This is a genomic window from Streptomyces sp. NPDC059957 (assembly GCF_042730015.1).
Classification (GTDB): domain Bacteria; phylum Actinomycetota; class Actinomycetes; order Streptomycetales; family Streptomycetaceae; genus Streptomyces.
This window is the reverse complement of record NZ_JBHWMB010000020.1, coordinates 51,958-78,545: the sequence shown is the minus strand read 5'-3', so window position 1 is coordinate 78,545 and position 26,588 is coordinate 51,958. Positions and strand designations below refer to the sequence as shown.

At 73.1% G+C, this 26,588-nt stretch carries 26 protein-coding genes and 1 riboswitch; of the genes, 16 read left to right on the top strand and 10 right to left on the bottom strand.

The features are described from left to right. The first annotated feature begins 15 nt into the window (after window positions 1-15). The 4 genes from ACFWBW_RS16000 (at window position 16) to ACFWBW_RS15985 (ending at window position 4,307) form a co-directional block, all read left to right on the top strand. Window positions 16-657, top strand: coding sequence for a class I SAM-dependent methyltransferase (locus ACFWBW_RS16000; protein ID WP_327252521.1), 642 nt, complete (start codon window positions 16-18; stop codon window positions 655-657). Window positions 658-1,162: 505 nt separating this feature from the next. Then, window positions 1,163-2,179: an N-acetylmuramoyl-L-alanine amidase gene (locus tag ACFWBW_RS15995; RefSeq protein ID WP_385372788.1), complete on the top strand. Its 1,017-nt coding sequence runs from the start codon at window positions 1,163-1,165 to the stop codon at window positions 2,177-2,179. Between the two features lie 149 nt (window positions 2,180-2,328). Next, window positions 2,329-3,144: a hypothetical protein gene (locus ACFWBW_RS15990; protein WP_385372786.1), complete on the top strand. Its 816-nt coding sequence runs from the start codon at window positions 2,329-2,331 to the stop codon at window positions 3,142-3,144. 152 nt (window positions 3,145-3,296) lie between these two features. Then, entirely contained in the window at window positions 3,297-4,307 is a 1,011-nt protein-coding gene (locus ACFWBW_RS15985; protein WP_385372785.1) for an LLM class F420-dependent oxidoreductase, read from the top strand. Window positions 4,308-4,321: 14 nt separating this feature from the next. On the opposite strand, the gene ACFWBW_RS15980 is transcribed toward ACFWBW_RS15985, so the two are convergent. After that, complete coding sequence (locus ACFWBW_RS15980; RefSeq protein WP_385372783.1) at window positions 4,322-5,254, bottom strand: NADP-dependent oxidoreductase; 933 nt, start codon at window positions 5,252-5,254, stop codon at window positions 4,322-4,324. Window positions 5,255-5,335: 81 nt separating this feature from the next. Between ACFWBW_RS15980 and ACFWBW_RS15975 the strand changes: the two genes are divergently transcribed. After that, the gene (locus ACFWBW_RS15975; RefSeq protein ID WP_385372781.1) at window positions 5,336-6,331 is read left to right on the top strand and encodes an AraC family transcriptional regulator; all 996 of its coding nucleotides are present in this window, start codon (window positions 5,336-5,338) and stop codon (window positions 6,329-6,331) included. Here ACFWBW_RS15975 and ACFWBW_RS15970 read toward each other — a convergent pair. Continuing rightward, window positions 6,328-6,792 (bottom strand): hypothetical protein, encoded by a 465-nt coding sequence (locus ACFWBW_RS15970; RefSeq protein WP_385372779.1) that lies wholly within the window; start codon window positions 6,790-6,792, stop codon window positions 6,328-6,330. The genes ACFWBW_RS15975 and ACFWBW_RS15970 overlap by 4 nt on opposite strands. A gap of 106 nt (window positions 6,793-6,898) precedes the next feature. Further along, window positions 6,899-7,396 carry a hypothetical protein gene (locus ACFWBW_RS15965; RefSeq protein WP_385372875.1) on the bottom strand — a complete coding sequence of 166 codons (498 nt, stop codon included), beginning with the start codon at window positions 7,394-7,396 and terminating at the stop codon, window positions 6,899-6,901. A 319-nt stretch (window positions 7,397-7,715) separates the two neighbouring features. On the opposite strand from ACFWBW_RS15965, the gene ACFWBW_RS15960 reads away from it, so the two are divergent. Next, entirely contained in the window at window positions 7,716-8,018 is a 303-nt protein-coding gene (locus ACFWBW_RS15960; protein ID WP_385372777.1) for a hypothetical protein, read from the top strand. A gap of 157 nt (window positions 8,019-8,175) precedes the next feature. Here ACFWBW_RS15960 and ACFWBW_RS15955 read toward each other — a convergent pair whose 3' ends face one another. From ACFWBW_RS15955 to ACFWBW_RS15945, 3 genes are all read right to left on the bottom strand, one after another. Then, window positions 8,176-9,264, bottom strand: a complete 1,089-nt coding sequence (locus ACFWBW_RS15955) for a prenyltransferase (protein ID WP_385372775.1) — start codon at window positions 9,262-9,264, stop codon at window positions 8,176-8,178. Further along, complete coding sequence (locus ACFWBW_RS15950; protein ID WP_385372773.1) at window positions 9,261-10,019, bottom strand: class I SAM-dependent methyltransferase; 759 nt, start codon at window positions 10,017-10,019, stop codon at window positions 9,261-9,263. The genes ACFWBW_RS15955 and ACFWBW_RS15950 overlap by 4 nt, the downstream gene beginning before the upstream one ends. A gap of 61 nt (window positions 10,020-10,080) precedes the next feature. Then, entirely contained in the window at window positions 10,081-11,484 is a 1,404-nt protein-coding gene (locus ACFWBW_RS15945) for a glycosyltransferase family 4 protein (RefSeq protein WP_385372771.1), read from the bottom strand. A 247-nt stretch (window positions 11,485-11,731) separates the two neighbouring features. On the opposite strand from ACFWBW_RS15945, the gene ACFWBW_RS15940 reads away from it, so the two are divergent. Beyond that, on the top strand, window positions 11,732-12,400 hold the full coding sequence (locus ACFWBW_RS15940; protein WP_385372769.1) for a TetR family transcriptional regulator: 669 nt from the start codon (window positions 11,732-11,734) through the stop codon (window positions 12,398-12,400). Window positions 12,401-12,422: 22 nt separating this feature from the next. Here the strand turns inward: ACFWBW_RS15940 and ACFWBW_RS15935 are convergent, their stop codons facing one another. From ACFWBW_RS15935 to ACFWBW_RS15925, 3 genes are all read right to left on the bottom strand, one after another. Beyond that, a complete protein-coding gene (locus ACFWBW_RS15935) occupies window positions 12,423-12,731 on the bottom strand; it encodes a hypothetical protein (protein ID WP_385372767.1) in 309 nt (102 codons plus the stop codon). Between the two features lie 208 nt (window positions 12,732-12,939). Beyond that, window positions 12,940-13,173, bottom strand: a complete 234-nt coding sequence (locus ACFWBW_RS15930; protein ID WP_385372766.1) for a ferredoxin — start codon at window positions 13,171-13,173, stop codon at window positions 12,940-12,942. After that, a complete protein-coding gene (locus ACFWBW_RS15925) occupies window positions 13,173-14,651 on the bottom strand; it encodes an aldehyde dehydrogenase (protein WP_385372765.1) in 1,479 nt (492 codons plus the stop codon). Before ACFWBW_RS15925 ends, ACFWBW_RS15930 begins: the two co-directional genes overlap by 1 nt. Before the next feature lie 202 nt (window positions 14,652-14,853). Here ACFWBW_RS15925 and ACFWBW_RS15920 point away from each other — a divergent pair, with 202 nt between their 5' ends. The 7 genes from ACFWBW_RS15920 to ACFWBW_RS15890 all read left to right on the top strand — a co-directional run bounded on the left by ACFWBW_RS15920 (window position 14,854) and on the right by ACFWBW_RS15890 (window position 23,037). Then, window positions 14,854-15,918, top strand: coding sequence for an MBL fold metallo-hydrolase (locus tag ACFWBW_RS15920; RefSeq protein ID WP_385372763.1), 1,065 nt, complete (start codon window positions 14,854-14,856; stop codon window positions 15,916-15,918). A 79-nt stretch (window positions 15,919-15,997) separates the two neighbouring features. Further along, window positions 15,998-16,077, top strand: a riboswitch (cobalamin riboswitch). A gap of 142 nt (window positions 16,078-16,219) precedes the next feature. Continuing rightward, window positions 16,220-17,482: a prenyltransferase/squalene oxidase repeat-containing protein gene (locus tag ACFWBW_RS15915; protein ID WP_385372761.1), complete on the top strand. Its 1,263-nt coding sequence runs from the start codon at window positions 16,220-16,222 to the stop codon at window positions 17,480-17,482. Further along, window positions 17,482-18,153, top strand: a complete 672-nt coding sequence (locus ACFWBW_RS15910) for an SCO2322 family protein (protein ID WP_385372759.1) — start codon at window positions 17,482-17,484, stop codon at window positions 18,151-18,153. The genes ACFWBW_RS15915 and ACFWBW_RS15910 overlap by 1 nt, the downstream gene beginning before the upstream one ends. Beyond that, complete coding sequence (locus tag ACFWBW_RS15905; RefSeq protein ID WP_385372757.1) at window positions 18,150-19,466, top strand: energy-coupling factor transporter transmembrane component T; 1,317 nt, start codon at window positions 18,150-18,152, stop codon at window positions 19,464-19,466. The genes ACFWBW_RS15910 and ACFWBW_RS15905 overlap by 4 nt, the downstream gene beginning before the upstream one ends. Window positions 19,467-19,471: 5 nt before the next feature. Further along, on the top strand, window positions 19,472-21,400 hold the full coding sequence (locus ACFWBW_RS15900; RefSeq protein WP_385372756.1) for an ATP-binding cassette domain-containing protein: 1,929 nt from the start codon (window positions 19,472-19,474) through the stop codon (window positions 21,398-21,400). Next, window positions 21,397-22,299, top strand: a complete 903-nt coding sequence (locus ACFWBW_RS15895; protein WP_385372754.1) for an ECF transporter S component — start codon at window positions 21,397-21,399, stop codon at window positions 22,297-22,299. The genes ACFWBW_RS15900 and ACFWBW_RS15895 overlap by 4 nt, the downstream gene beginning before the upstream one ends. Before the next feature lie 333 nt (window positions 22,300-22,632). Beyond that, window positions 22,633-23,037: a transglycosylase SLT domain-containing protein gene (locus tag ACFWBW_RS15890; RefSeq protein WP_385372752.1), complete on the top strand. Its 405-nt coding sequence runs from the start codon at window positions 22,633-22,635 to the stop codon at window positions 23,035-23,037. Window positions 23,038-23,224: 187 nt separating this feature from the next. On the opposite strand, the gene ACFWBW_RS15885 is transcribed toward ACFWBW_RS15890, so the two are convergent. Further along, window positions 23,225-24,394 carry a steroid 3-ketoacyl-CoA thiolase gene (locus ACFWBW_RS15885; protein WP_266877343.1) on the bottom strand — a complete coding sequence of 390 codons (1,170 nt, stop codon included), beginning with the start codon at window positions 24,392-24,394 and terminating at the stop codon, window positions 23,225-23,227. Between the two features lie 274 nt (window positions 24,395-24,668). On the opposite strand from ACFWBW_RS15885, the gene ACFWBW_RS15880 reads away from it, so the two are divergent. Together ACFWBW_RS15880 and ACFWBW_RS15875 are read left to right on the top strand one after the other, a co-directional pair. Further along, window positions 24,669-25,913: a cytochrome P450 gene (locus ACFWBW_RS15880; RefSeq protein WP_385372750.1), complete on the top strand. Its 1,245-nt coding sequence runs from the start codon at window positions 24,669-24,671 to the stop codon at window positions 25,911-25,913. Window positions 25,914-26,082: 169 nt separating this feature from the next. Then, the gene (locus ACFWBW_RS15875) at window positions 26,083-26,433 is read left to right on the top strand and encodes a DUF6193 family natural product biosynthesis protein (RefSeq protein WP_385372748.1); all 351 of its coding nucleotides are present in this window, start codon (window positions 26,083-26,085) and stop codon (window positions 26,431-26,433) included. Window positions 26,434-26,588: the final 155 nt, after the last annotated feature.

The following is a 26,588-nucleotide window of genomic DNA, read 5'->3' as shown; positions in this document are numbered from 1 at the left end:
CGCAGGAGGAACACCATGGCCAGCCCCAAGCCGGAGACCCTCGCCGCCTTCGAGGCCGCCAAGGGGTTCATGCCCGTAGGGGAAGGGCTCGCCCTGTACGAGGCCGCGGCCTCCGCCGCGCGGCTCGGGCTGCCGCTGCTGGAGGTCGGGACCTACTGCGGGCGCTCCACGATCCTGCTCGCCGACGCCGCCCGCGAGGCGGGGGTGAGCGCGCTCACCGTGGACCACCACCGGGGCAGCGAGGAGCAGCAGCCCGGCTGGGAGTACCACGACCCGAGCGTCGTCGACCCGGAGATCGGGCTGATGGACACCCTGCCCACCTTCCGCCGAACCCTGCACAAGGCCGGCCTGGAGGACCACGTCATCGCGATCGTCGGCCGCTCCCCGCAGGTCGCCGCGGCCTGGGGCGGCAAGCTCGGCCTGGTCTTCATCGACGGCGGCCACACCGACGAGCATGCCACGGGCGACTACGAGGGCTGGGCCCCGCACGTCGCCGAGGGCGGCACGCTGGTGATCCACGACGTGTTCCCCGACCCGGCCGACGGCGGCCAGGCCCCGTACCGCATCTACGTGCGCGCCCTGGCATCCGGCGCCTTCGAGGAGGTCTCCGTGACCGACTCCCTGCGCGTGCTGCGCCGCACGGGCGAGGGCATCTGACCCGAGCGAAACCCAGCCCCGCCGGCGTTCGAGTCGCGGGGGTCCGGGGGCAGGGTCCGGGGGCCGGGTCCGGGGGCAGCACCCCCGGCAACTGCGGCGCACCCGCACACGGCACTCAAGGTCCCGGGCACGCCAGGTCCGGGCCCGCCAGGTCCCGGGCGAGGCAGGCCCGGGCGCGCCAGGTCCCGGGCGAGGCAGGCCCGGGCGCGCCAGGTCCCGGGCACAACAGGCCCGGGCAAGACAGGCCCTGGACACCCCAGGCCCCGGGCACGCCAGGTCCGGGGCACGCCAGGGCCGGGGCACGCCAGGGCCGGGGCACACCCGGTCCCGGGGTGGACAGGTCCCGGGGTGGACAGGCCCCGGGGTGGACAGGTCCCGGGGTGGACAGGCCCCCCGGATGCACCAGCCCCGGGGTGCAGCAGGTTCGCGGAGCATATAAGCGCACCGCGCCCCCGGATGGCCCAGGGTCCGTACACCCGACCGACCTCCGGTCTAGCATCGCCGGGTGCGCTACGACGAAAGCTCCCCGCCGCTCCCCGAGTCCTCGACGTCCATCAGTCCGGACCGGCCCTGGTACGCCCGCCGGTCGACCCTGGTCGTCGCGGCGGCCGCGATCGCCCCGGCCGCTCTCGCCGGGTGGGTACTGACCGAGGCGCTGGGCGGGGGCGCCGGCGACGACTCGCGGCCGCCCCGGATCGTGATGCCGCTCTCGGCGTCGGCGGCGGCGCCCTCCGCACCGGCACCCTCCGCGTCGACGCCCTCCGCATCGGCTCCGGCCGGGAGCCCGGCCCCCGGTGCGACCCCCGGAGGGACCGGCAGCGCTCCGAGTCCCGCCGCCGCCAAGGGCCTCGCGGGCCGCACCGTCGTCATCGACCCCGGCCACAACACGGGCAACTTCAAGCACACCACGGAGATCAACCGCCAGGTGGACATCGGCACCAACCGCAAGGAGTGCGACACCACCGGCACGACCACCAACTCCGGCTACATGGAAGCCGAGTTCAGCATGGACGTGTCCCGGCGCCTGCGCACCGTCCTGGAGGCCAAGGGCCTCAAGGTGGTCTTCACCCACGAGGCCGGCAAGGAACGCCCCTTCGGCCCGTGCATCGACGAGCGCGCCCGCATCGGCAACGAGGCCGCCGCCGACGCCGTGGTCTCCGTCCACGCGGACGGGGTCTCGTCCGGCAGCCGCGGTTTCCACGTCATCCTCCCCGCCAAGGTCAAGGGCGGCGGCGCCGACACCGCGAAGATCGTCGGACCGTCCCGGCAGCTCGGCGAGCGGATCGCCGGGAACTTCGCCCGAACCACCGGTTCCGCGCCCGCCAACTACCTGGGCGGCGGTACCGGATTGGTCGTCCGCGACGATCTGGGCGGACTGAACCTCTCGACCCGGCCCAAGGTGTTCATCGAATGCGGCAACATGCGTGATGCCAAGGACGCGGCGCAGCTGTCGAGTCCGGAGTGGCGCCAGAAAGCGGCCCAGGGCATCGCGGACGGCATCGTCGGCTTCCTCGGCGGGTAGGGCCACCAGGACCGTCCCTCCGGACGGCCCGCAGCCCCGCTCCTCTCGGCCGCGGCAAAGCTCCGTACCATGGTGCCGCCCGCCCCCTGCTTCACGGCGGGCGCCCACGGCACCACGAGACGACCGAGACCGAGAAGGACACCTAAGACGTGAACATCCGCTCCCTCACTCGAGGCGACGGCGTGGTGATCGGAGCAGCGGCGCTGCTGTTCATCGCCTCGTTCCTCGATTTCTATTCCGTGACCAACGTCGACACAGAGAGCGCGTGGGACACCGACTCGTACGGCCTGGTGCTGCCGAGCATCTTCCTGATCGCGTTCATCGCCGTCGGCCTGCTCGTCGCCGGACGCCTGCAGCCCGCCGGACGCCAGCTCCTGGGCCTTCCCTTCCAGGCCTGGGGCACGGTGCTCTCCGTCGCGGCCGCCTGGTCCGCGCTGTGGGGGCTGATCATCTGCCCGACGGGGAACGACCTCGGCGCGGGCGCCGTCATCGCCTTCCTCGCCACGGCGGCGCTGGCCGGCGTGACCCTCTTCGGCCCGAAGATCCCCGCGCTCGCCGCGCAGCTCGTGCCGGACCCGAAGCCCGCCGCCGCGGCCGTCCCGCCGTACGGCGGCCAGCCGCAGCCGGGCGCCGGGTACGGATACCCGGGCGGCCAGGAGCCGCAGCCGTACGGGGCCGCCCCGCAGCCGGTCCCGCCCTACGGCGGCGGCCACGAGCAGCCCCAGACCCCGCAGGACGCCGCCCCGCAGCCGGCCCCGGCGGCGGACTTCACTCCGTTCTGGTTCGCCGTTCCGGTGGCCCGTCCGCTCTTCGCCGAGGACGGCAACCCCGCCCCGATCGCGGAGCTCGCGCCCGGCACCTGGTACCTGGCCGTGGAACAGCGCGGTCCGGCCACCCTGATCGCCCAGACCCAGGACGGCCGCCGCGGCGTCCTGAACGACACCTCGGGCATTCAGCGCGGCTGATCCCGCGAGCCCGCACGCACGACGCAGCCCGTACGACTCGGCCCGCACGACTGGCCCGTACGACGTGACGACGGCCCCCCGCCCTTCCGGGCGGGGGGCCGTTGCCCTACAGTCACCTGACGCATCGTCAGATTCGTGGAGGGGACCGTCACATGCGCCTCGGACTCGCACTCGGCTACTGGGGCCGCGGCCCCAATCCGGACCACCTCGACCTCGCCGCCGAAGCCGAGAACCTCGGCTACGACTCCGTGTGGACCGCCGAGGCCTGGGGCTCGGACGCCTTCACGCCGCTCACCTGGATCGCCGCGCACACCTCGCGGATCCGCCTGGGCACCGCCATCGCGCAGATGGCCGCCCGCACCCCCACCGCCACCGCCATGCAGGCCCTGACCCTGGACCACCTGTCCGGCGGCCGGATGATGCTGGGCCTCGGCCTGTCCGGGCCGCAGGTGGTCGAAGGCTGGTACGGGCGCCCCTTCCCCTCCAGCCCCCTGACGGCGACCCGGGAGTACGTGGACGTCATCCGCCAGGTGCTGCGCCGCGAGGCCCCGGTCGAGCTGGACGGCCGCTTCCACAGCCATCCGTACCGGGGCGCGGACGGCACCGGCATCGGCAAGCCGCTCAAGCCCATCACCCACCCGCTGCGGGCGGACCTGCCCCTCCTGCTCGGCGCGGAGGGCCCGAAGAACATCGCCCAGACCACCCGCATCGCGGACGGCTGGCTCCCCCTCTACTGGTCGCCGACCCGCACGGACGTCTACCAGGCCTCGCTGTCCGAGCTCCCCGAGGGGTTCATGATCGCCCCGATGGCGCGGGCCAAGGTCTGCGACGACGTCTCCGAGGGACTGCTCCCGGTCAAGGCGATGCTGGGCTTCTACATCGGCGGAATGGGGCACGCGGCACGCAACTTCCACGCCGACCTCATGGGCCGGATGGGCTACGAGGAGGAGGCGCACCGGATCCAGGAGCTGTTCCTGGCCGGACGCAAGGAAGAGGCCGTCATGGCCGTCCCGGACGCCTTCGCGGACGAGATCTCCCTGGTCGGCCCGCGGGAACGGATCGCCGAACGCCTGGAGCTGTGGCGCAAGGGCCCGGTGACCGACCTGCTCCTGACCGCCCCCGACCCGCACACCCTGCGGGTCCTGGCGGAGCTGAACACCTAGGCCGGAAGAGAGCACTAGGCGGTGCGCCGGCTCGGGTCCGGAACCAGGATCGTCTTTCCGCGGACGAGGGTTCCCGCTTCCGCTTCCGCGTGTACGTCGGCCAGGTCGGCCAGCGGACGGACCGCGGCGGGGCCGACCTCCAGGTCGCCCGCGTCGACCAGCTCGACCAGGCGCGCGAGCTGCCCGGTGTCCTGGCGGGCCACCAGGTGGATGCCGCCGGGGATCGGGGTCGCCACGGAGACCGCCACGCCGCCCGGTCCGAGGAGGGCCGGCAGGGCGGCGGCGGCCTGCGGGGCGATCGGGGCCAGATTGAGCACGGCGTCCAGGAGTTCGCCCTCCAGGGCCGCGTGGAGCGGACCGGCCGTGTGGTCGATCACCCGCCGGGCCCCGTACCGCCACACCGCCGGGGCGCTGCGCGGGCTCGCGGTCGCCACGACGGTGGCCCCGGCCCAGCGCGCGAGCTGCACGGCGAAGGCGCCCACACCGCCGCCGGCCCCGTTGATCAGGATCCGGCTGCCCGGGCCGATCCCGGCCGCCTCGAACAGCGCCTGCCAGGCCGTCAGTCCGGCCACCGGGATCGCGGCCGCCGCCGTGAGGGGGAGGGAGCGGGGGGCGGGGACCAGCAGTCCGGGGGCGACGGACACGTACGGGGCGGCGGTTCCGCCCGCGTCCAGCCGGCCGATCACCCGTTCCCCGGTGGTGACGACCGTGCCGGCCAGGTCCCAGCCCGGGACGTACGGCAGGTCCAGGGGCAGGACCTCCCGCAGCCACCCGGCGCGCAGGGCGAGTTCGGACGGGTTGAAGGAGGTGGCCGCCACCTCCACGAGGACCTCGCCGGGAGCCGGGACGGGGACCGGCACCTCCTCGTGGCGGATGACGGCGGGGCCGCCGTAGGCGTGGATGCGGGCCGCGAGCATCGTGGCGGCGGACTGTCGGGGTGCGTTCATGACCCCACGCTATGAGCCGGGAGGAAGACGATCCATGTGCGAGGATCCATGTTTCCTGCGCACCCGTCTAAGCTGCCGGGCGTGGACGTACTCAGCGATGTCATCGCGCTCATGCGTACGGGCAGGCCCACGTCGGCGCTCGTACGGTGGCACGCGCCCTGGGGCCAACGGTTCCCCGCGGTCCCCGGGTCCGCCGGGTTCCAGGTGGTGCTCAGCGGGAGCTGCCTGCTGGAGACCGCCTCGGGGCCGGTCCGCCTGAACCCCGGGGACGTGCTGTTCCTGCCGCACGGGCACGGGTACACCCTGCTCGGCGAGCCGTCGGCGGAACCGGCCGAACCCCGCTGGGACCCCACCCGCAAACCCGCCCTGCTCGTCCGGGACACCGTCGGGGAACCGGGCGCCGGGCCGGTCACCGTGACCCTGTGCGGCGGGTACCGGATCGAGGCGGAGTTCGCTCACCCGCTGCTGCGCGAGCTCCCCGAGGTGCTCCACCTGCCGGGCGGGCAGCCCGGCGCGACCGAGGCGGTGGCCCTGCTGGCCCGGGAGGCCGAGGAGCCCGGGCTGGGGACGGACACGCTGCTCCCGGCCCTGCTGGACGTGCTGCTGCTGTACGTCCTGCGGGCACACGTGGGCGGGATTTCCGGACCGGGCGGGGCCGATGGGGCCGGTGGAGCCGGTGGAGCCGATGGAGCCGGCGGTCCCGACGGGAAGGCCGGGCGGACGGGCTGGGCGGCGGCGCTCGCCGACCCCGCCGTCGGCGCCGCGCTGGCGGCCGTCCACGGCGAACCGGAGCACCCCTGGACGGTCGCCTCCCTGGCGGCACGGGCCGGGCTGTCGCGGGCCGCGTTCGCCCGCCGGTTCCACGAACGCGTCGGGCAGCCGCCACTCGCCTACCTGACGTGGTGGCGCATGACCACGGCCGCGCGCCTGCTGCGCACCACCGACACGCCCCTGTCGGTCCTGGCGGCCCGCTCCGGTTACACCTCGGAGTACGCCTTCGCCCACGCCTTCAAACGGGCCCACGGGATCCCGCCCGGGCGCTTCCGCGGCGGGCGGCGCGACGAAGGGACGGCCTAGTCCGAGTCGGTCCCTGCCGTCCCTGTCGCTCCTGTCGTCCCCGCCGCCCCCGCCGCCCCCGCCGCCCCCGCGTCCGACTGCTCCACCGCGGCGAGCAGTTCCCGCAGGTCCAGCGGCATCACGGCGATCTCCATGCCGCCCGCGATGCCGTCGGCCTCGAACTCGCAGGTCACGATCCGCGAGCCGGGGTTGATGGAGATCCCCTCCTTCACGGAGGGAGCCCGTACGCCGGCGGCCCGGCCGCCGGTCAGGGACACCGGCTCGCCCCGGCTCGGCACCCAGCGGGCCGCGCCCCGGTCCGCGTAGACCCGGCCGCTGCGCCAGCGGCCGGTGCCCGCGGGCCGTCGCGCCATGCACGGGATGCCGGGAACGGGCGCGACGGCCTGGCGCCGGAGGTGCTTGCGGCGCATCAGCCAGGCGGTTCCGGCGGCGGCGCCGGCGAGGACCACGTACTCGATCACCGCCCCATTCAAACAGGTGGAACAGGAACAGGCCGGACCGGAATGCTCCGGTCCGGCCTGTTCCAGGGCGGCGGCTCCGAGGAGCCGCCGGCTGCGCTCAGCTGGTTCAGCCGGTCAGCTGCCCGGCGCTCGGGATCTTGTCGGTCACCGTGGCGCCCGCGCTCTTCCCGGCCTCCTTCACGCTGTTGATGACGTCCTCGAAGGCACCGATGTCGCCGTCGCCCGCCTGGCCCTTGCGCAGCTTGGAGCCGAGCCCCTTGAGGGAGTCGATGCCCGCCGTCAGCGGGCCCACGGCCTTCGACAGCAGCGGGTCGCCCTTGGCGTTCTCGCTCGCCGCCTTCAGCCGGTTGTAGGCGAAGGCGCCCGCGAGCCCCGCCTTGACCAGGGCGAAGGTGCGGCCCTTGGCGCCCTTCTTGAACTTGCCGGCCTTGTACGGCTTGATGATCCACTGGTAAGTGGCACCGGCCGCGAGCCCCGCGTTGGCGACGAAGCGGGTCTTGGCGAACTTCTGCTTCTCTTCCGGGGTGCTGGCCGAGGGCGTGGCGGCGGCCGCTTCCGCGTCCTCGGCGGAAGCCGCGGCGTCGGCCTCGGCGAACGCGGCCATGGCCACCGAGACCTCGTCGGCCTGACCGGCGGCGGTCTTGTCGCCACCGCCCGAGCCGCAGGCGGTGGCACCGCCGAGCAGGGCACAGGACAGGAGCACCGCCGTGAGGGCACGGCGGAAACGGACGGCTGTGGTGGGTACGGACACGGGTTTCCTCCGGGGACTGAGGCGTCCCCCGCAGCCTCACCCCGGCCACCCGACTCCGCCACCCGGGCGACCCGTTCGGGTCTACGCCTTCGGGTCTCCGCCTTCGGGTCTCCGCCTTCAGGTCTCCGACTTCTTCGGGTTTACCCGGCCCGAATGCGGCAACACGAGCGGCATGCCCACACACACGCGAGTGCACACCAGAGGAAGCAGCCAGGCGGGCCGCGCCGTCGCGGTCGTGGCGGACGTCATGGCCTTCATCATCGGCCTGTGGATCCTGCTGTACCTGCTGGACGCCAACCAGGGGAACGGACTGGTCGACTTCATCCACGGTGCGGCGAGCTGGCTGGCCGGCTGGTCCTACGACCTGTTCACCTTCGACCGAGACTGGATCCAGGTGGTGGTCGGCTACGGCATCGCGGCCGTCGCCTACCTCGTCATCGGCCACGCCATTGCCGGCCGTCTCTACCGCCGCTGACCGGCGCTGACCGCCGCTGACCGGCGCGCCCGCACCCCCGCGCCCCCTGACCGGCACGCCCACGGCCTCTGACAGGCCCGTGCCGGTGTCCGTCCCCCGGCACGGGCCGGGGGACGATCCGTACTCGGGCGGGCCCGGCAAGATCAGAAGAGGCGGCTCAGCCGCAGCAGTCCGGCTCCAGGCCGGCCGGCAGCGTCAGGCCGCCGAAGACCGTGCCGGTGGCCTCGTCGCCGCCGAGGGCGGCCACCGCGAGGAGCAGCGAGCCCGCCGTCCAGGTGGTCTGCTCCACGGGCCAGACCGCCCGGTCGTCGAAGACGTACCCGGTCCAGTACATGCCGTTGTCGGCCCGCAGGTGGCCTATGGAGCGCAGGATCTCCAGGGCCCGGTCCGACTCCCCCGTCGCCCACAGCGCGAGCGCCAGTTCGCAGGACTCCCCGCCGGTCACCCAGGGGTTCGGCAGCACGCACCGTACGCCGAGGTCCGGGACGACGAACTCCTCCCACCGCTCCTCGATCCGGGCCTTGGCCTCCGCACCGGTCAGCGCCCCGCCGAGGACGGGGTAGTACCAGTCCATGGAGTAGTGGGACTTGTCCAGGAACCGCTCCGGGTGCCGGCGTATCGCGTGCCCGAGGGCGCCCGCGGCCAGTTCCCAGTCGGGCTGCGGATCGCCCCGGTACTCGGCGATCGCCAGTGCGCAGCGCAGCGCCTGGTGGATGGAGGAGGACCCGGTGAGCAGCGCGTCGGCGACGTCCGCGCCGGAGGGCTCGCGCTTCCAGCCGATCTCGCCGCCGGGCTGCTGGAGCCGCAGGACGAACTCGACGGCCGCGTACACGGCGGGCCACATCCGGTCGAGGAAGGCCTCGTCGCCGGTGGACAGGTGGTGGTGCCAGACGCCGACGGCCAGGTACGCGACGAAGTTGGTCTCCCGGCTCGCGTCCTGCGGCTCGCGGGTGTCGACCCCGTCCTCGCGGTCGGCGTAGGCCGCGTACCAGGAGCCGTCCTCGTTCTGGTGGCGCACCAGCCAGTCGTAGGCCCGCTCGGCGGCCTCGTGTTCGCCGGCCGCGTCGAGGGCCATGGCGGCCTCGGTGTGGTCCCACGGGTCGAGGTGGTGCCCGCGGAACCAGGGGATGGCCCCGTCGGAGCGCTGCGCGGCGAGGATCCCGGCGACGGTGGCGGCGGCCTGCTCGGCGGTCAGTACGCCGTCCAGGACCAGGTGTTCGGGTGCGGTGCGCTCGGGAGAGCTCACTGCGCGGCGCCCACGGCCTCGGCGGCGGCCGCGCCGACGGGGAGGTGCGGCTTGGTGGCATAGGCGACGAAGCTCTTGCCGATGACCGGGTTCAGTGCCTGCTCCGCGAGCCGGGTGAGCGCGGGCTTCTTCATGATGTCCCAGACCAGGAGCTTGTGGTACGCCTTGACGGGCAGCGCCTTGTCGTTGTCGACGCCGAAGGCGCACTTGAGCCACCAGTACGGCGAGTGCAGGCCGTGCGCGTGGTGGGTGCCGTACGGCTTGAGGCCCGCGGACTCCATCTTGCCGAGCAGTTCCTCCGCCTTGTAGATGCGGATGTGGCCGCCCTCGACCTCGTGGTAGGCGTCGGAGAGCGCCCAGCAGATCTTCTCGGGGCCGTAGCGCGGCACGGTGATGGCGATGCGCCCGCCGGGCTTCAGGACGCGGACCATCTCGGCGAGGACGCCCTTGTCGTCGGGGATGTGCTCCATCACCTCGGAGATGATGACGACGTCGAAGGACTCGTCGGGGAAGGGCAGCGCGAGGGCGTCGCCCTCCATCGCGGTGGCGGTGGCGCCGGCCGGGGCCTCGCCGGCCTCCTTCATCGCGGCGAACCACTTGGCGACCTCGCGGATCTCCTCGCCGTTGCGGTCGAGGGCGACCACTTGGGCGCCGCGCCGGTAGCACTCGAAGGCGTGCCGGCCTGCGCCGCAGCCCAGATCGAGTACGCGGTCGCCTGCGGCGAGCGGGAACCGGGAGAAATCGACGGTCAGCACGTGGTCCTGCCTTCGCGGTCGCGGAGTGGGGAGGGGAACTGCTTCGGACGGAAGGTGGAGTTCACCGGGTCGTTGCGGCCTTCGGGGCCTGCGCGGCCGGCACGGCATGCGCAGCCTTGGGGCCCTTGGGCGCCTTCGGTGCCTGCGCGCCCGCCGCCGCCCGCTCGATGGCGGCGCGGTAGTGGACGACGGTCCCCTCGGCGGCCTTGGCCCAGGTGAAGCGGGACAGCACCCGCTCGCGGCCGGCGGCGCCGAGCCGGGTGCGCAGTTCCGCGTCGCCCAGCAGCCGGCCCAGGGCGGCGGCCAGCGCGCCCGCGTCGCCGGGCGGCACCGCGAGGCAGCTCTCGCCGTCGGGGCCGGTGACCTCGGGAATCGCGCCGCCGGTGGTGGCGACCAGCGGGGTGCCGGTGGCCATGGCCTCGGCGGCCGGGAGCGAGAAGCCCTCGTACAGCGAGGGCACGCAGGCGACCTGGGCGCTGCGGACGAGGTCGACGAGCTCGGTGTCGGTGATGCCCTTGACGAAGCGGACGGCGTCCTGGAGTCCGTACGTCTCGATCGCGCGGGCCACCGGGCCCTGTTCGGCGCGCTTGCCGACGACGACGAGGTGGGCGTCGGGCTGTTCGGTACGGAGCTTCGCGAGCGCCTCGACGAGGTGCACGAGCCCCTTGAGCGGGACGTCGGCGCTGGAGGTGGTCACGATCCGCCCGGGCACCTCGGCCACGGCGGGATCGGGCGACCAGAGGTCGGTGTCGGCTCCGATGTGGACGACGTGGATGCGCTCGCCCCGGACGCCGAGGTGCTCGGCGATCTCCTTCTTGGAGGAGCCGGACACGGTGAGCACGGAGGGCAGCCGGCGTGCGACGCGGCCCTGCATGCGCGTGAACCCGTACCAGCGCCGCACGGAGGCGCGCTTCCTGCGGTCCTTGGCGGCGGCCAGGTCCAGCTCGCGGTCGACGGTGATGGGGTGGTGGATGGTGGTGACCAGCGGGGCACCGAGGTCCGCCAACAGCCCGTATCCGAGGGTCTGGTTGTCGTGGATCACGTCGAACTCACCTGCGCGGGCCGCCAGATGACGGCGCGCCCGCAGCGAGAAGGTCAGCGGCTCGGGGAATCCACCGGTCCACATGGTGGCGACCTCGACGGCGTCGATCCAGTCGCGGTACTCGTCGCGCTTGGGGGTGCGGAACGGGTCGGGGCTGCGGTAGAGGTCCAGGCTGGGCAGCTCGGTGAGCGTGGCGCCGGCGCCGGTGAGGGCGTCGGTGTCGAGCACCGGGTAGGGCTGCGCGCCGATGACCTCGACGGTGTGGCCCAGCTTCACGAGCTCGCGCGCGAGGTGGCGGACGTAGACGCCCTGGCCACCGCAGAACGGGTTCCCCTTATAGGTGAGGAGTGCGATCCGCAACGGGCGGCTGCCGTCGGCGGCCGGACCCGTGAGAGGGCTCGTCACCATGGCCTCTGCGGTCACTCTCGGCCCCCTTCTCCCTGCACTTTCGCCGGAGCGTAACCGCTCGGATAATGTAGAACAAGTTTCAGACTTGATCCGTTGAAGAGCATTGAATCTACCGGCCGGAAACCACACCGTAAGAGGGGTGGCGGGTGATTCGCGCCACGGCTCGGGCGCCTGCCATGCTGGGCGCGCGAGCACCTGGCGGCAGCCCCGCACACGCATGAACGCCTTGGAACTGGAACGCCTTGGAACCGGAACGGGACAGATGACAGCGGAAGCGAAGGCCGTGACCCCAGCCGTCACCACACCGGCGTCTCCGCCCCTGACGGAGCGCCAGGAGGCACGCCGCAGGAGGATCCTGCACGCCAGCGCCCAGCTCGCGAGCCGCGGCGGCTTCGACGCGGTGCAGATGCGCGAGGTGGCGGAGTCCTCCAGCGTGGCCCTGGGCACCCTCTACCGGTACTTCCCCTCCAAGGTGCACCTGCTCGTCGCCACCATGCAGGACCAGCTCCAGCACATGCACGGAACGCTGCGCAAGCGCCCGCCGGCCGGGGACGAGCCCGCGGCCCGGGTCGCGGAGACCCTGATGCGCGCCTTCCGCGCGCTGCAGCGCGAGCCGCACCTGGCGGACGCGATGGTCCGGGCCCTCACCTTCGCGGACCGCAGCGTGAGCCCCGAGGTGGACACGGTCTCCCGGCTGACGACGGCGATCATCCTGGACGCCATGGGCCTGGACGCCCCGCCGACGGCGGAACAGCTGTCCGCGGTCCGGGTCATCGAGCACACCTGGCACTCGGCCCTGATCACCTGGCTGTCGGGCCGGGCCTCGATCGCGCAGGTGAAGATAGACATCGAAACGGTCTGCCGCCTGATCGACCTCACGGCCCCGCAGCCCCCTACGGCGACCCCTGCGGCGGTTCCGAAAAAGTCCTGATCCCGCCGTAGCGGGGGCGGGGCTACCCCTGTGCTTCGTCGTCCTCGAAGGCCTCTTCGAGCTCGGCGTCCGTGAAACGTTCCCCGCACGCCTGGTCCGTGGCCATGAAGGACAGCATGTCGGGCATGCCGAGCCCGGGCCCCTTGCCGCCGGAGAAGTCGTAGCGGCGGGCGAGCACCGTCCAGCCCTGCTTCGTCAGGGTCGTGTGGGTGAGCATGTCGACCTGCCGGCGCTCCCCGCGCTTCCACCCGCGCCGCTCCAGCGTCGCGATGGTGGCCTCGTACCCCTTCACGGCATCGCGGGCGAGCACGCTCGCCTGCCAGGGCGCCACGCAGGCCAGCATCTCGGCGCGGCGCCGGCCCTTCGGGTCCGGCGGCGCGGTGGCCGCGGGCCGGGGCCGGCCACATCCAGCCCCGCCGGCGTTTGAGGCGCAGGGGTCCGGGGACTGGCCCCCGGCAACGGCGCCGCACGCGGCAACTCGCCGGGGGCCTGGACCGGGAGCCAAGGGCCCGCCCCTGGCCCCCGCCCCGGCGGCCCGCTCACTCCTCCGGAGGGAACACCGCCTCGCCGCTCCCCAGCAGGGTGATCGCGATCGCCTCGACCGGGCACCCTTCGGCCGCCGCGAGCACCGGCTCGCTCGCGTCCGTCTCCGCCACCCGCGGATGCGACTGCCGCGCCGAGTCGAGGGTGAAGCCGTCCGGGGCGTGGTTCACGCACATCCCCGAGCCGATGCAGACCCCACGGTCCACCTCGACGTGCCACCGGTCACCCATCACGCACCGGCCGCGGGGGGTGCGTAGCCTGCCGGGAGGTGGATCATCTTGTGCTCCAGGTACTCGCTCAGCCCCTCGGGGCCGAACTCCCGCCCGACGCCGCTGTTCTTGTAGCCGCCGAACGGTCCGAGCATGTCGAGGCTGAAGGTGTTCACGTTGAAGGTGCCGGTCCGCACCTGCCGCGCGAAGTCGATGCCGTGCTCGACGTCGCCGGTCCAGACGCTGCCGCTGAGCCCGAACTCCGAGTCGTTGGCGACCCGCAGAGCCTCCGCCTCGTCCCCGTACGGGATCAGGCAGACGACCGGGCCGAAGATCTCCTCGCGGGCGATCCGCATCGAGTTGTCGACGTCTCCGAAGAGGGTCGGCTCCACGTACCAGCCCTGGTCCAGGCCCGAGGCGCCCGGACGCCCGCCGCCGGACAGGACCTTGGCGCCCTCCTCCTGGCCGATCCGGATGTAGTCGAGCGAGCGCTGCTGCTGCCGCCTGGCCACCAGCGGGCCGAGCTGCGTCGCGGGGTCCATCGGGTCGCCGACGACCAGCGCCGAGGCCGCGGCGGCGAGCGCCTCGGCGATCTCCTCGTAGCGGCTGCGCGGGGCGAGGACGCGGGTCTGGGCCACGCAGGCCTGGCCGTTGTTCATCCAGGCCGCGGGGACGATGCCGGCGATGGCGGTGTCGAGGTCGGCGTCCGGGAGGATGACGGCCGCGGACTTGCCGCCGAGTTCGAGGGTCACGCGGGTGAGGTTCTTCGAGGCGACCTCCATGACCCGCCGGCCGGCGGGCACGGAGCCGGTGAAGGCGACCTTGTCCACGTCCGGGTGGCCGACGAGGTACTCGCTGACCTCGCGGTCGGCGGGCAGGATCGACAGCACGCCCTCGGGCAGTCCGGCCTCGCGGGCGATGTCGGCGAGGATGTAGGAGTCGAGGACCGCCTCCGGGGACGGCTTGAGGATCACCGTGCAGCCGGTGAGCAGCGCGGGCGCCAGCTTGGCGGCGGCCACGAACTGCGGGACGTTCCACGGGATGACGGCGGCGACGACGCCGACGGCCTCGCGCCGGACGAGGATCGGGCCGAGGACGCCCTGGCGGAACTCCTCGTAGGGGTAGTCGCGGGCCACGGTGATCGCGGCGTCGTAGACCATCATCGGGCCGAGGGCCTGGGCGAGGATGCTCCAGGAGTACGGGGACCCGTTCTGGGAGCTGATCGAGCGGGCGATCTCCTCGTGGCGGACGGCTATGGCGTCCTTGATCCGGGTGACGACGGCGATGCGCTCTTCGAGCGTGGTGCGCGGCCAGGGGCCTTCGTCGAAGGCCTTGCGGGCCACGGCCACGGCCCGGTCGACGTCCGCCTTCGAGGCGTGCGGGACGCTGCCGATGACCTGCCCGGTGTGGGGCGAGACGACCTTGATCGTGTCGGAGCCCAGCGGATCCGTCCACTCCCCGCCGATGAACAGTTTTCCGTGTTCCACGAGCTCGGTCATGGCTGATGCCTCCTGCGGCTTGGCGTTGCAGAACTGATACCAGTTCTAGTTCTAGGAGTCCACGGCACTGACCGAACCGCCCGTGCATCGGTTCTGCCGAGACCTCGAAGATCCAACGACTAGTCAGGAGCCCGCAGAAGTGGTCGACTTGGGCGACTAATGCAACACGTTCCTGTTAGAGCCCGTAAGAGCGGAGCCCCTCATGGCAGAGGACACCCCTGACGTGGCACCTCACGTCACCGATCACGGCGGCGGCGTGTGGGGCATCAAGGTCCCCATCCCCGACAATCCGCTCGGCCACACCCTCGTCCACGTCCTCGACACCGACCGCGGCCCGGTCCTCATCGACACCGGCTGGGACGACCCCGAGTCCTGGGACACCCTCGTCGCCGGCCTCGGCGCCCTCTCCATCGCCGTCGCCGACGTGCACGGCGTGGTCATCACCCACCACCACCCCGACCACCACGGCCTGTCCGGGCAGGTCCGCGAGGCTTCCGGCGCCTGGATCGCCATGCACGCCGCCGACACCGAGATCGTGGTGCGGACCCGGTCCTCCGAACCCGGCGTCTGGTTCGACTACATGGCCGAGAAGCTGGCCACCTCCGGCGCCCCCGAGGAGCACATCGCCCCGCTGCGCGCCGCCCGCGCGAGCGGCCGCATGAGCACCCTCCCCGGGCTGCGCGCCGCCGTCCCCGACCGGGAGATCGTGCCCGCCGAGCTGCTGCCGCTGTCCGGCCGCCGGCTGCGGGCGATCTGGACCCCCGGACACACGCCCGGCCACGTCTGCCTGCACCTGGAGGAGAAGCACCCGGCGAACCTGCCCGGCAACGGCCGCCTCTTCTCCGGGGACCACCTGCTCCCGGGGATCTCCCCGCACATCGGCCTCTACGAGGACCCCTCCTCCGAGCGGATCACCGACCCCCTCGGCGACTACCTCGACTCCCTCGAACGCATCGGCCGCCTCCAGCCCGCCGAGGTGCTGCCGGCCCACCAGCACGCCTTCACCGACGCCCAGGGCCGCGTACGGGAGCTCCTGGACCACCACGAGGACCGGCTGACCGGGCTGCGGGAACTGCTCGCATCCGAGCCGCTGACCCCGTGGGCGCTGGCGGAGCGGATGGAGTGGAACCGGCCCTGGGAGCAGATCCCGTACGGCTCCCGCAACATCGCCGTCTCCGAAGCCGAGGCCCACCTGCGGCGCCTGGTGAAGCAGGGCCGCGCGGAGGCGGTGCCGGGCAGCGACCCCGTGACGTACCGGGCCGTGTAAGGGGTGCGGGTGGGCGGCGCCACCCGGCAGCGGAGCTACGGGCCGGTAGAGTATGGGCGTCGTCCACACTTCCGTACGGGGGGAAGCCGGTGCGAATCCGGCGCTGACCCGCAACCGTGACCCACCCCGGCAGCACCGGGGCGGGGAGCCGGATTGCCCCGTGCCGGAGGTGCGCGGCTCGTGCCGCCGGGTCCTCCGGCGGCCGGCACCGTCGAGGTAAACGGAGCCGGAGCCCGGTGCCAGCCTCCACCGCTGTGCTGCCTGCCTCCGGGTCCCCAGCACGAGAGGCACCCGCCCCGCCATGAACGTCCGCCGCAGCGCCGCCACGCTCGCCGTCTCCGCCGTGCTCTGCGTGGGCGCGGCCCCCGCGGCCCTCGCCGATGTCGCCACGCCCTCCCCGGCGCCCGTCGTCCCCTCCGGGCTCTACGGCAAGAACGACCCGACGTACGACGGCGTGTGGCGGCAGTCGTTCGCGCTGCTCGCCCAGCACACCGTGGGCGTGAAGCCCGCGCAGCAGGCCGTGGACTGGCTCGTCGGCCAGCAGTGCGCCGACGGCGGCTACGCGTCCTTCCGCGCGGACACGGCCGTCGCCTGCGACGCGAAGACGATGCTCGACACGAACGCCACCGCGGTGGCCGTGCAGGCGCTGAAGGCGCTCGGCGGCCAGGACGCGGCCGTGAAGAAGGGCGTGGACTGGTTGAAGTCCGTCCAGAACGCGGACGGCGGCTGGGCCTACGTCCCCGGCTCCCCCAGCGAGGCCAGCTCCACCTCCGTGGTGATCAGCGCGCTGGCGACGGCGGGCGAGAAGCCGGCCGAGGTCAAGTCCAAGACCGGCAAGTCCGCGTACGAGGGGCTGCTCGCCTTCCAGCTCGGCTGCTCGGCCGAGCCGGCCGCCGACCGGGGTGCCTTCGCCTACCAGCCGACGGCCGACGGCAAGCTCCCCGCCAACGCCGACGCGACGGCCGCCGCCGTACTGGCCGGCCTCGGCAAGGGCGCGCTCGTCTCCCCCTCCTCCTCTCCTACGGACACCCCCGCGGCCGCGCTCGCCTGCCCGGCGACCGCCGGTGACCCGGCGGCGGCGGCCCAGGGCGCGGCCGGATACCTGGCGCAGGCCCTGAAGAAGGACGGCCACCTCACGGCCCTCACCCCGGGCGCCGACCAGCCGACCCCGGACACCGGCAACACCGCCGACGCGGTCATCGCGCTGGCCGCGGCCGGGCACAAGCAGTCCGCGGCGGGCGCCCTGGAGTGGCTGAAGACCAACTCCGCCGAATGGTCCAAGGGCAGCCCGGCCGCCCTGGGCACCCTGGTCCTGGCCGCGCACGCGACGGGCACCGACCCGAAGTCCTTCGGCGGCACCGACCTGGTCGCGGCGCTGAACGCGACGGGCCCGGCGCCGCAGAGCGCCTCCGCGAAGGCGTCCGACCAGCCGGCGGAGAAGAAGGACGAGAAGAAGGAGAAGGACTCCGGCAGCAACGTCTGGTGGATGATCCTCGCGGGCGCCGCGGCCGGCATGGGCATCGGCATCGTGCTGAGCGGCCGCCGGAAGCGGAACCAGCTCTGATGCGCCGCCGCAGCCGTCCGGCTCTGCCGGTCCTCGTCCTCGGTGTCATCCTGACGGTGCTGGCCGCCTCCCCCGCCCTGGCCTCGACCTACCGCTACTGGTCGTTCTGGGACGGCGCGGGCGGGAAGTGGGCGTACGCCACCCAGGGCCCCTCCTCGCTGCGCCCGGCGGACGGTTCCGTGCAGGGCTTCCACTTCGCGGTGAGCAAGGACGCGGCCGATCAGGCCGCCCCGCCGCGCGCGGACGCCGACTTCGCAGCCATCTGCTCGGGCACCGCCCCGGTGGCGGGCAAGAAGCGGATCGCCCTGGTCATCGACTTCGGCACGCCCGCCGAAGCCCAGGCGGGCGAGACCCCGCCGCAGGACGCTCCGCGGACGGCCTGCGCACAGGTCGGCCCGGACGCCACGACGGCCGAAGCGCTGGCCGAGGTCGCCAAACCGCTGCGCTACAACAGCGCGGCGCTGCTGTGCGCGGTCTCGGGCTACCCGAAGCAGGGCTGCGGCGAACCCATCGCGGACACGGCCGCCACCCCGGCCCCGGACAAGCCCGCCGACACGTCCGCCGACTCCGACAGCGGGGGCCCGTCGGCGGGCCTCCTCGCGGGCATCGCAGCGGTGGCCGCCCTGGGCGCGGCGGCCTTCTGGCAGTCCCGCCGCCGCCGCACCCGATGACGGACGGCCCCAAGGAGAACGGCGGGACGGACGCCGACGGCGGGCAACCCACCACCAGGGCCACCCGCACCCGCCCGTCCACCCGCACGGGTGGTGCGGGCGGGAACCCCGCCCGGCCGCAGGCCGGGCGCACGCCCCACGGCGCGTCAGGCGACGTCCCACCCCTGACCGGCCACGCCCCCGACAGGGCAACCGGCACCCGGCACGTGCCGACGTACAAAAGAATCTGGCATGCCCCCGAGGCCACGCGTGGCAACGCCCTGCACGCGGGTGCCTGGTGGCTCTGGGCCCTCGGGCTCGCCACCGCCGCCTCCCGCACCACCAACCCGCTCCTCCTCGGCCTGATCGTCGGCGTCGCCGGGTACGTGGTCGCGGCCCGCCGTACCGACGCCCCGTGGGCGCGTTCCTACGGGGCGTTCGTCAAGCTCGGGCTCTTCGTCATCGGCCTGCGCCTCGTCTTCTCCATGCTCCTCGGCTCCCCCATCCCCGGCGCGCACATCCTCTTCACCCTCCCCGAGGTCCCGCTCCCGGACTGGACGCAGGGCATCCGGCTCGGTGGCCGGGTCACCGCCGAGCAGCTCGTCTTCGCCTTCTACGACGGCGCGAAGCTGGCCACGCTCCTCATCTGCGTGGGCGCCGCCAACGCCCTGGCGAATCCGGCGCGGCTGCTGAAGTCCCTGCCCGCGGCCCTGTACGAGGTCGGTGTCGCCGTGGTCGTCGCGATGACCTTCGCGCCGAACATGGTCGCGGACGTGGTGCGCCTGCGTACGGCCCGCCGCCTGCGCGGGCGTCCCACCGGCGGGATCAAGGCGATCCTCCAGATCGGCCTGCCGGTCCTGGAGGGCGCGCTGGAACGCTCGGTGGCCATCGCCGCCTCCATGGACGCCCGCGGCTACGGCCGCACCGCACACGTTCCCGCCGCCGTCCGACACACCACCAACGTGCTCACCCTCGGCGGGCTGCTCGGCATGTGCGCGGGTACGTACGGGCTGCTGGCGGCGGAGGGCGCCGGCTACGGCCTCACCCTCCTCCTCTTCTCCCTGCTCCTGGCCCTGGCCGGGCTGCGCCTCGGCGGCCGCCGGTCGATCCGGACCCGGTACCGGCCTGACCGGTGGGGCGTACGGGCCTGGCTGGTCGCCGGGTCGGGCGCGGCGGTGGCAGCACTCCTCATCCGGGCCGCATCCCTGGACCCGGAGGCCCTGCGCCCCGGCGTCGTCCCCCTCGTCGTCCCGACCCTCCCGCTCTGGCCGGCCGCGGCGATCCTGATCGGCCTCCTCCCGGCGCTGGTGGCCCCGCTCCCGAAGGAGTCATGAGCCCCGTGATCCATTTCGAAGACGTATCGGTGACGTACGAGAGCGCGGCCGCCCCCTCCCTCGCGCACGCCGATTTCACGCTCCCGGAAGGCGAGCTGACCCTTCTGGTCGGCCCCTCCGGCGTCGGCAAGTCCACGCTCCTCGGCGCGGTCTCGGGTCTGGTCCCGCACTTCACCGGGGGCACCCTCAAGGGCCGGGTCACGGTCGCCGGCCGCGATACGCGCACGCACAAGCCGCGGGAGCTCGCGGACGTGGTCGGCACGGTCGGCCAGGACCCGCTCGCCCATTTCGTGACGGACGTCGTCGAGGACGAGCTCGCCTACGGCATGGAGTCCCTGGGTCTGCCGCCCTCCGTCATGCGCCGCCGCGTCGAGGAGACCCTCGACCTCCTCGGCCTGAACGACCTCCGCGACCGCCCCATCGCCACCCTGTCCGGAGGCCAGCAGCAGCGGGTGGCGATCGGTTCCGTCCTGACCCCGCATCCGCGCGTCCTGGTCCTGGACGAGCCGACGTCCGCCCTCGACCCGGCCGCGGCGGAAGAGGTCCTGGCCGTCCTGCAACGCCTGGTCCACGACCTGGGCACGACCGTCCTGATGGCGGAACACCGCCTGGAGCGGGTCGTCCAGTACGCCGACCGCGTGCTGCTCCTCCCCTCCCCGGGCGCACCCCCCGTCCTGGGCACCCCCTCCGCCATCATGGCCATCTCCCCGGTCCACCCCCCGGTAGTGGCCCTGGGCCGCCTCGCAGCCTGGTCCCCCCTCCCCCTCTCCATCCGCGACGCCCGCCGCCGCGCAGCCCCCCTCCGCACCCGCCTGACCACGACCGCCCCGACACCGACGGGCCGGGGGGCGCAGCCCCAGACCGTGGCGGGGGCCGGAACACAGCCCGAGGCCGGGGCGCAGCCCCATGCCGGTACCGGGACGCAGCCCCCGGCGGGTTCCGGGGCGCAGCCCCGCAAGGGGTCCGGGGCGCAGCCCCGGGGAACGGGCGAAGGGTGGGTAGGGGACGGCCGCCCGCAGGGCCCCCGCCCCGACGGCGGCACCGCACCCGCACCCCGCCCCGGCCTGCTCGCCCGGCTGCGCCGCCCCGGCCTCCGCACCCCTCAGTCGGCCCAGGCCGACACCACCGGAGCCTCCGGAGCCACCGGCCCCACGGGGGCAACCGCGCCCACCCCGGCCACGGTCAAGGCCGTCTCCCTCCGCCGCGGCCGCGCCGAAGTCCTCCGCGACATCAACCTCACCGTGTCGAGGGGCGAGACCATCGCCCTGATGGGCCGCAACGGCGCAGGAAAGTCCACCCTCCTCGCCACCCTCATCGGCACCCTTGAGCCCACCACGGGCCAGGTGACGGTCAGCGGCCGCACCCCCCACCGCACGCCGCCCCCCGAGATGGTGACCCGCGTCGGCCTCGTCCCCCAGGAGCCCCGCGACCTCCTCTACGCCGACACCGTCGCAGCCGAGTGCACCGCCGCCGACCACGACGCCGGCCAGGCGCCCGGCACCTGCCGTGCCCTCGTCGCCGCGCTCCTGCCCGACGTCCCCGACGACACCCACCCGCGCGACCTCTCCGAGGGCCAGCGCCTGGCCCTCGCCCTGGCGCTGGTCCTGACCGGCCGCCCGGCCCTGCTGCTCCTCGACGAGCCGACCCGCGGTCTGGACTACGCCGCCAAGGCCCGACTCGTGGAGATCCTGCGCGGGCTCGCCGCCGACGGCCACGCCATCGTCCTGGCCACCCACGACGTGGAGCTCGCCGCCGAGCTGGCCCACCGCGTGGTGATCCTGGCCGGCGGCGAGATCGTCGCGGACGGCCCGACCGCCGAGGTCGTCGTCTCCTCCCCCGCCTTCGCCCCTCAGGTGGCCAAGATCCTGGCCCCGGGCCACTGGCTCACGGTCTCCCAGGTCGCGGCGGCCCTCTCCACCCGGGCCGGCTCATGAACACCCCCACCCCGGCCGTCCCGGCCACCCCGGCCGGCCGCCCCCGTTCCCGCCCCCTCCGCATCGGCCCCCGCGCCGCCGCCGCCCTGGTCCTCGTCACCCTCATCGGTCTCGCCGCCTTCGGCTGGCCGCTCCTCGCCGACCGCCAGTCCGGCTTCGCCCATGCCCAGGACGCCCCCTGGCTCTTCGCGGCCCTGCTCCCGCTCCTGGTCGGTGTGGTCGTCGCGTCCATCGCCGACGACGGGATGGACGCCAAGGCCGTCGCCATGCTCGGCGTACTGGCCGCGGTCGGGGCCGCGCTGCGCCCCCTCGGCGCCGGTACGGCCGGCCTGGAGCCCATGTTCTTCCTGATGGTGCTGAGCGGCCGGGTCCTCGGCCCGGGCTTCGGCTTCGTCCTGGGCGCGGTGACGATGTTCGCGTCGGCCCTGCTCACGGGTGGTGTCGGGCCGTGGATGCCGTTCCAGATGCTGGCCATGGGCTGGTTCTCGCTGGGCGCCGGGCTGCTGCCGGGGCCGGACCGGATCCGCGGGCGGGCCGAGCTGGCGATGCTCGCGCTGTACGGGTTCCTCGGCTCGTTCGCGTACGGCACGATCATGAACCTTCAGGGGTGGGTGATCATTCAGAGCACGAACCAGGGCATCTCCTTCCACCCCGGGGACCCGGTCCCGGCGAACCTCGCGCGCTTCCTCTTGTACTGCCTGGTGACCTCGATGGGCTGGGACCTGGGCCGGGCCGCGCTGACCGTCGTACTGACCCTCACGCTCGGCGGGACCCTGCTGAAGGCGTTGCGGCGGGCGACCCGGAAAGCGGCGTTCGATGCACCCGTGGCCTTCGATCCTGAGGGAACAAATCAACCCAAACCTTCCCCTGAAAGGCGTACGGGCCGCCACGGAGGGTGAGATCCGGGCCGTCCGGCGGTGAGCCGCCCCACAGGACCCAGGTCACATACGACCCGGGATAGTAGTCCTTGAGCGGTCCACATCGACCCCCGCGCACAGCCCCCCACCAGCGGTGATACCCGCCCGCCCCAAGAGGGGCCGTTGCGCCCCGGCTGCGAGGACCACTAGTAAGAGGGGTCGTTGCCAGGCGCGCTCTACCCCCGTAGAACTGGATGAGTCGCAGGGCGGACGGAGACCTCCGGGTCTTCTGATCCCGCCGATGAACCCCTCTCTTTCACGTGAGTGGCTCGTGCACGTCTGCGACCGCCCTTGTCCCCTTCGGAAGGTTTGTCCGTGTCCAACGCCGTCATCCGCCGCATCGCCGCTTCGAAGAAGACCCTCACGGGTACCGTCCTCGCCCTGGGCGTCGCCGGTTCCATGCTGGCCGCGGTTCCCGCGCAGGCCGCCCCGATGAGCGCCAAGGCGATCGCCCAGCAGATGATCAAGGACCCGGCGCAGTTCGCGGCGTTCAACAACATCGTGTCCCGCGAGAGCGGCTGGAACCACACCGCCACGAACTCTTCCTCGGGCGCCTATGGCCTGGTCCAGGCCCTGCCGGCCTCGAAGATGGCCTCGGCCGGCTCGGACTGGAAGACCAACCCGGCCACCCAGATCAAGTGGGGCCTGGACTACATGAACTCCCGCTACGGCAGCCCCGCCGGCGCCTGGACGTTCTGGCAGAACCACCACTGGTACTAAACCACCAGCGGCAGCAGACGAAGCGGTACCGCGGCAGCACCCGAGCGGCGCTCACGCAGTACCAGAGCGGTGCTCACGCAGTACCCGCACAGCGCATGCGAAGGCCCCGGCGGCCGACCTCCCCAGGTCCGGCCTCCGGGGCCTTCGCGATCCCATCCCACAGGGTCCAAAGGCGGCGCAGCAGGTGCTACAGCCGCTGGATGATGGTGCCGGTCGCCAGCGCGCCGCCCGCGCACATGGTGATCAGCGCGAATTCCTTGTCCCGGCGCTCCAGCTCGTGCAGCGCGGTGGTGATCAGGCGGGCTCCCGTCGCGCCGACGGGGTGGCCGAGCGCGATGCCGCCGCCGTTGACGTTGACCTTCTCCAGGTCCTGGTCGAAGACCTGGGCCCAGCTGAGGACGACGGAGGCGAAGGCCTCGTTGATCTCGACGAGGTCGATGTCCTTGAGGGACATGCCGGCCTTGCCCAGCACGGCCCGCGTCGCGTCGATCGGCCCGTCCAGGTGGAAGTGCGGGTCGGAGCCGACCAGGGTCTGGGCGACGATCCGGGCGCGCGGCCGCAGCTTGAGCGCGCGGGCCATCTTGCGCGAGGCCCACATCACGGCGGCGGCGCCGTCGGATATCTGCGAGGAGTTCCCGGCGGTGTGCACGGCGGTCGGCATGACCGGCTTGAGCCGGGCGAGCGCCTCCATGGAGGTGTCGCGCAGGCCCTCGTCCCGGTCGACCAGCCGCCACATGCCCTGCCCCGCGGCCTGCTCGGCCTCCGTGGTGGGCACCTGCACGGCGAAGGTCTCGCGCTTGAACCGCTCCTCGGCCCACGCGGCGGCGGCCCGCTGCTGGGACAGGACTCCGAGCTTGTCCACGTCCTCGCGGGTCAGGCCCCGGTGGCGGGCGATGCGCTCGGCGGCCTCGAACTGGTTGGGGAGATCGACGTTCCACTCGTCCGGGAAGGGCTTGCCGGGTCCGTGCTTCGATCCGGACCCCAGCGGCACGCGGCTCATGGCCTCGACCCCGCAGGCGATGCCGATGTCCATGACCCCGCCCGAGATCATGTTGGCGACCATGTGGTTGGCCTGCTGGGAGCTGCCGCACTGACAGTCCACGGTGGTCGCGGCGGTCTCGTACGGGAGGCCCATGGCCAGCCAGGCGTTGCGGGCCGGGTTCATCGACTGCTCACCGGCGTGGGTGACGGTGCCGCCGACGATCTGCTCGACGCAGTCGGGCTGGATGCCGGTGCGGGCGAGGAGCTCGCGGTAGGTCTCGCCGAGAAGGTAGGCGGGGTGAAGATTGGCGAGCGCGCCCCCGCGCTTGCCGATGGGGGTGCGTACGGCTTCGACGATGACGGGTTCCGCGGCCATGAGCTCGTCCTCTCCTGCTCCTGCGTAGCGCACAGCGCGCATCGGCTAGCGCGCCTCAGCGACGGGCGGGCCGTCCCGGCGCCCCACCCGAACTAGTACGCGTTCTAGTTCTCCCCGCAGTCTTATGACCAGAACACCCGGTACGCAAGGGTCTTGCACGCGGCTTACACGGATTCCACACGCAACAGTTGGCGCGGGGCCCCTTGTCACTTCTAGAACTCGTTACTACCTTCAAGCCAACTTCTGATGGGCCGTCAGACTTTGGAGCCGCCCGATGACCTGCCCCGCACTGCCCGAAGGCTTCGATGCCACCGACCCGGACGTACTCCAAGACCGGGTCCCCTACCCCGAGTTCGCGGAACTGCGGCAGACCGCACCCGTGTGGTGGTGCCCGCAGCCGCGGGGCATCACCGGCTTCGACGACGAGGGGTACTGGGCCGTCACCCGGCACGCGGACGTCAAGTACATCTCCACGCACCCGGAGTTGTTCTCCTCCACGACGAACACGGCGATCATCCGCTTCAACGAGCACATCCAGCGCGATGCGATAGATGCCCAGCGACTGATCATGTTGAACATGGATCCGCCGGAACACACCCGCGTACGCCAGATCGTGCAGCGCGGCTTCACCCCGCGGGCCATCCGCGGACTGGAGGACGCCCTGCGCGACCGGGCCCGCAAGATCGTCGCGGAAGCCCTCGAAGCCTCGGCCGACGGCAGCTTCGACTTCGTCACCCAAGTGGCGTGCGAGCTCCCGCTGCAGGCCATCGCCGAGCTGATCGGCGTACCGCAGGAGGACCGGTCCCGGATCTTCGACTGGTCGAACAAGATGATCGCGTACGACGACCCGGAGTACGCGATCACCGCCGAGGTCGGCGGCAACGCCGCGGCGGAGATCATCGGCTACTCGATGAACCTGGCCGCCGACCGCAAGGAGTGCCCGGCCAAGGACATCGTCACGCAGCTGGTGGCCGCCGAAGGCCAGGGCAACCTGGGCTCCGACGAGTTCGGCTTCTTCGTCCTCCTCCTCGCCGTGGCCGGCAACGAGACCACCCGCAACGCCATCAGCCACGGAATGCACGCCTTCCTGACCCACCCCGAGCAGTGGGAGCTGTACAAGCGCACCCGGCCCTCCACCGCCGCCGAGGAGATCGTCCGCTGGGCCACCCCCGTGGTGTCCTTCCAGCGCACCGCGACCCAGGACACCGAACTGGGCGGGCAGAAGATCAAGGCGGGCGACCGCGTCGGCATGTTCTACTCCTCGGCCAACCACGACCCCGAGGTCTTCGAGAACCCCGACGTCTTCGACATCACCCGCGACCCGAACCCGCACCTGGGCTTCGGCGGCGGCGGCCCGCACTTCTGCCTCGGCAAGTCGCTGGCCATCATGGAGATCGACCTGATGTTCAACGCCCTGGCCGACGCCCTGCCCGACCTGCGCCTCGTCGGGGAAGGCCCGCGCCGGCTGCGCGCGGCCTGGCTGAACGGCATCAAGGAACTGCGGGTCAGCCACGGCTGACGGCCACCACTGACCCGTGATCCAGGACGGCAGGGGCCCCACCTTCCCACGCCCGGCCCCTGCCGTCCCTCGGCCACCGTCCCTTGTTACCGGCGGGTCGCCGGTCGTTACCGTCTCGCCACCTGCGAGATCATTGCCTTGGCGGCGGACCGGCCCCCAGACTGCCCGGATGAACCTTGAGGACCCCAGCGCGAGACGGTGGCAGCGCCTGCCCACGACGTGGCAGCGGATGGTCGACCTCGACGGCGGTTCGGAGCCCATGAGCCAGGGGGTCCTGGCCCTCATCGAGGCCGCCCGCGAAGAGCCGGAACTGCGCCGCCTCTACCCGTACACCAGCCACTTCACCCTGTGGTTCAGCGCCTCCGCCGGCCACCCCTTCGCCGTGACCGCCCCGGCCGTAGAACCCCTCCCGGACGGCCGCTTCCGCGTCCGCGGCCCCCGCCAGACCACGATCCTGGGCGAAGCGGACACAGCCCGGGCGGCGATAGCCCTGGTCGTATCCCACCTACCGGCCGAATAACCCGGCCCATTCCAGCCCCGCCGGCGTTTGAGCCGCGGGTGCCCGGGGCAGCGCCCCCGGCAACGCACCCGCACGGCGAGGGTCTGGGGGCGCAGCCCCGAGGGGGTCTGGGGGCGCAGCCCCGAGGGGGTCCGGGGGCACAGCCCCGAGGGGGT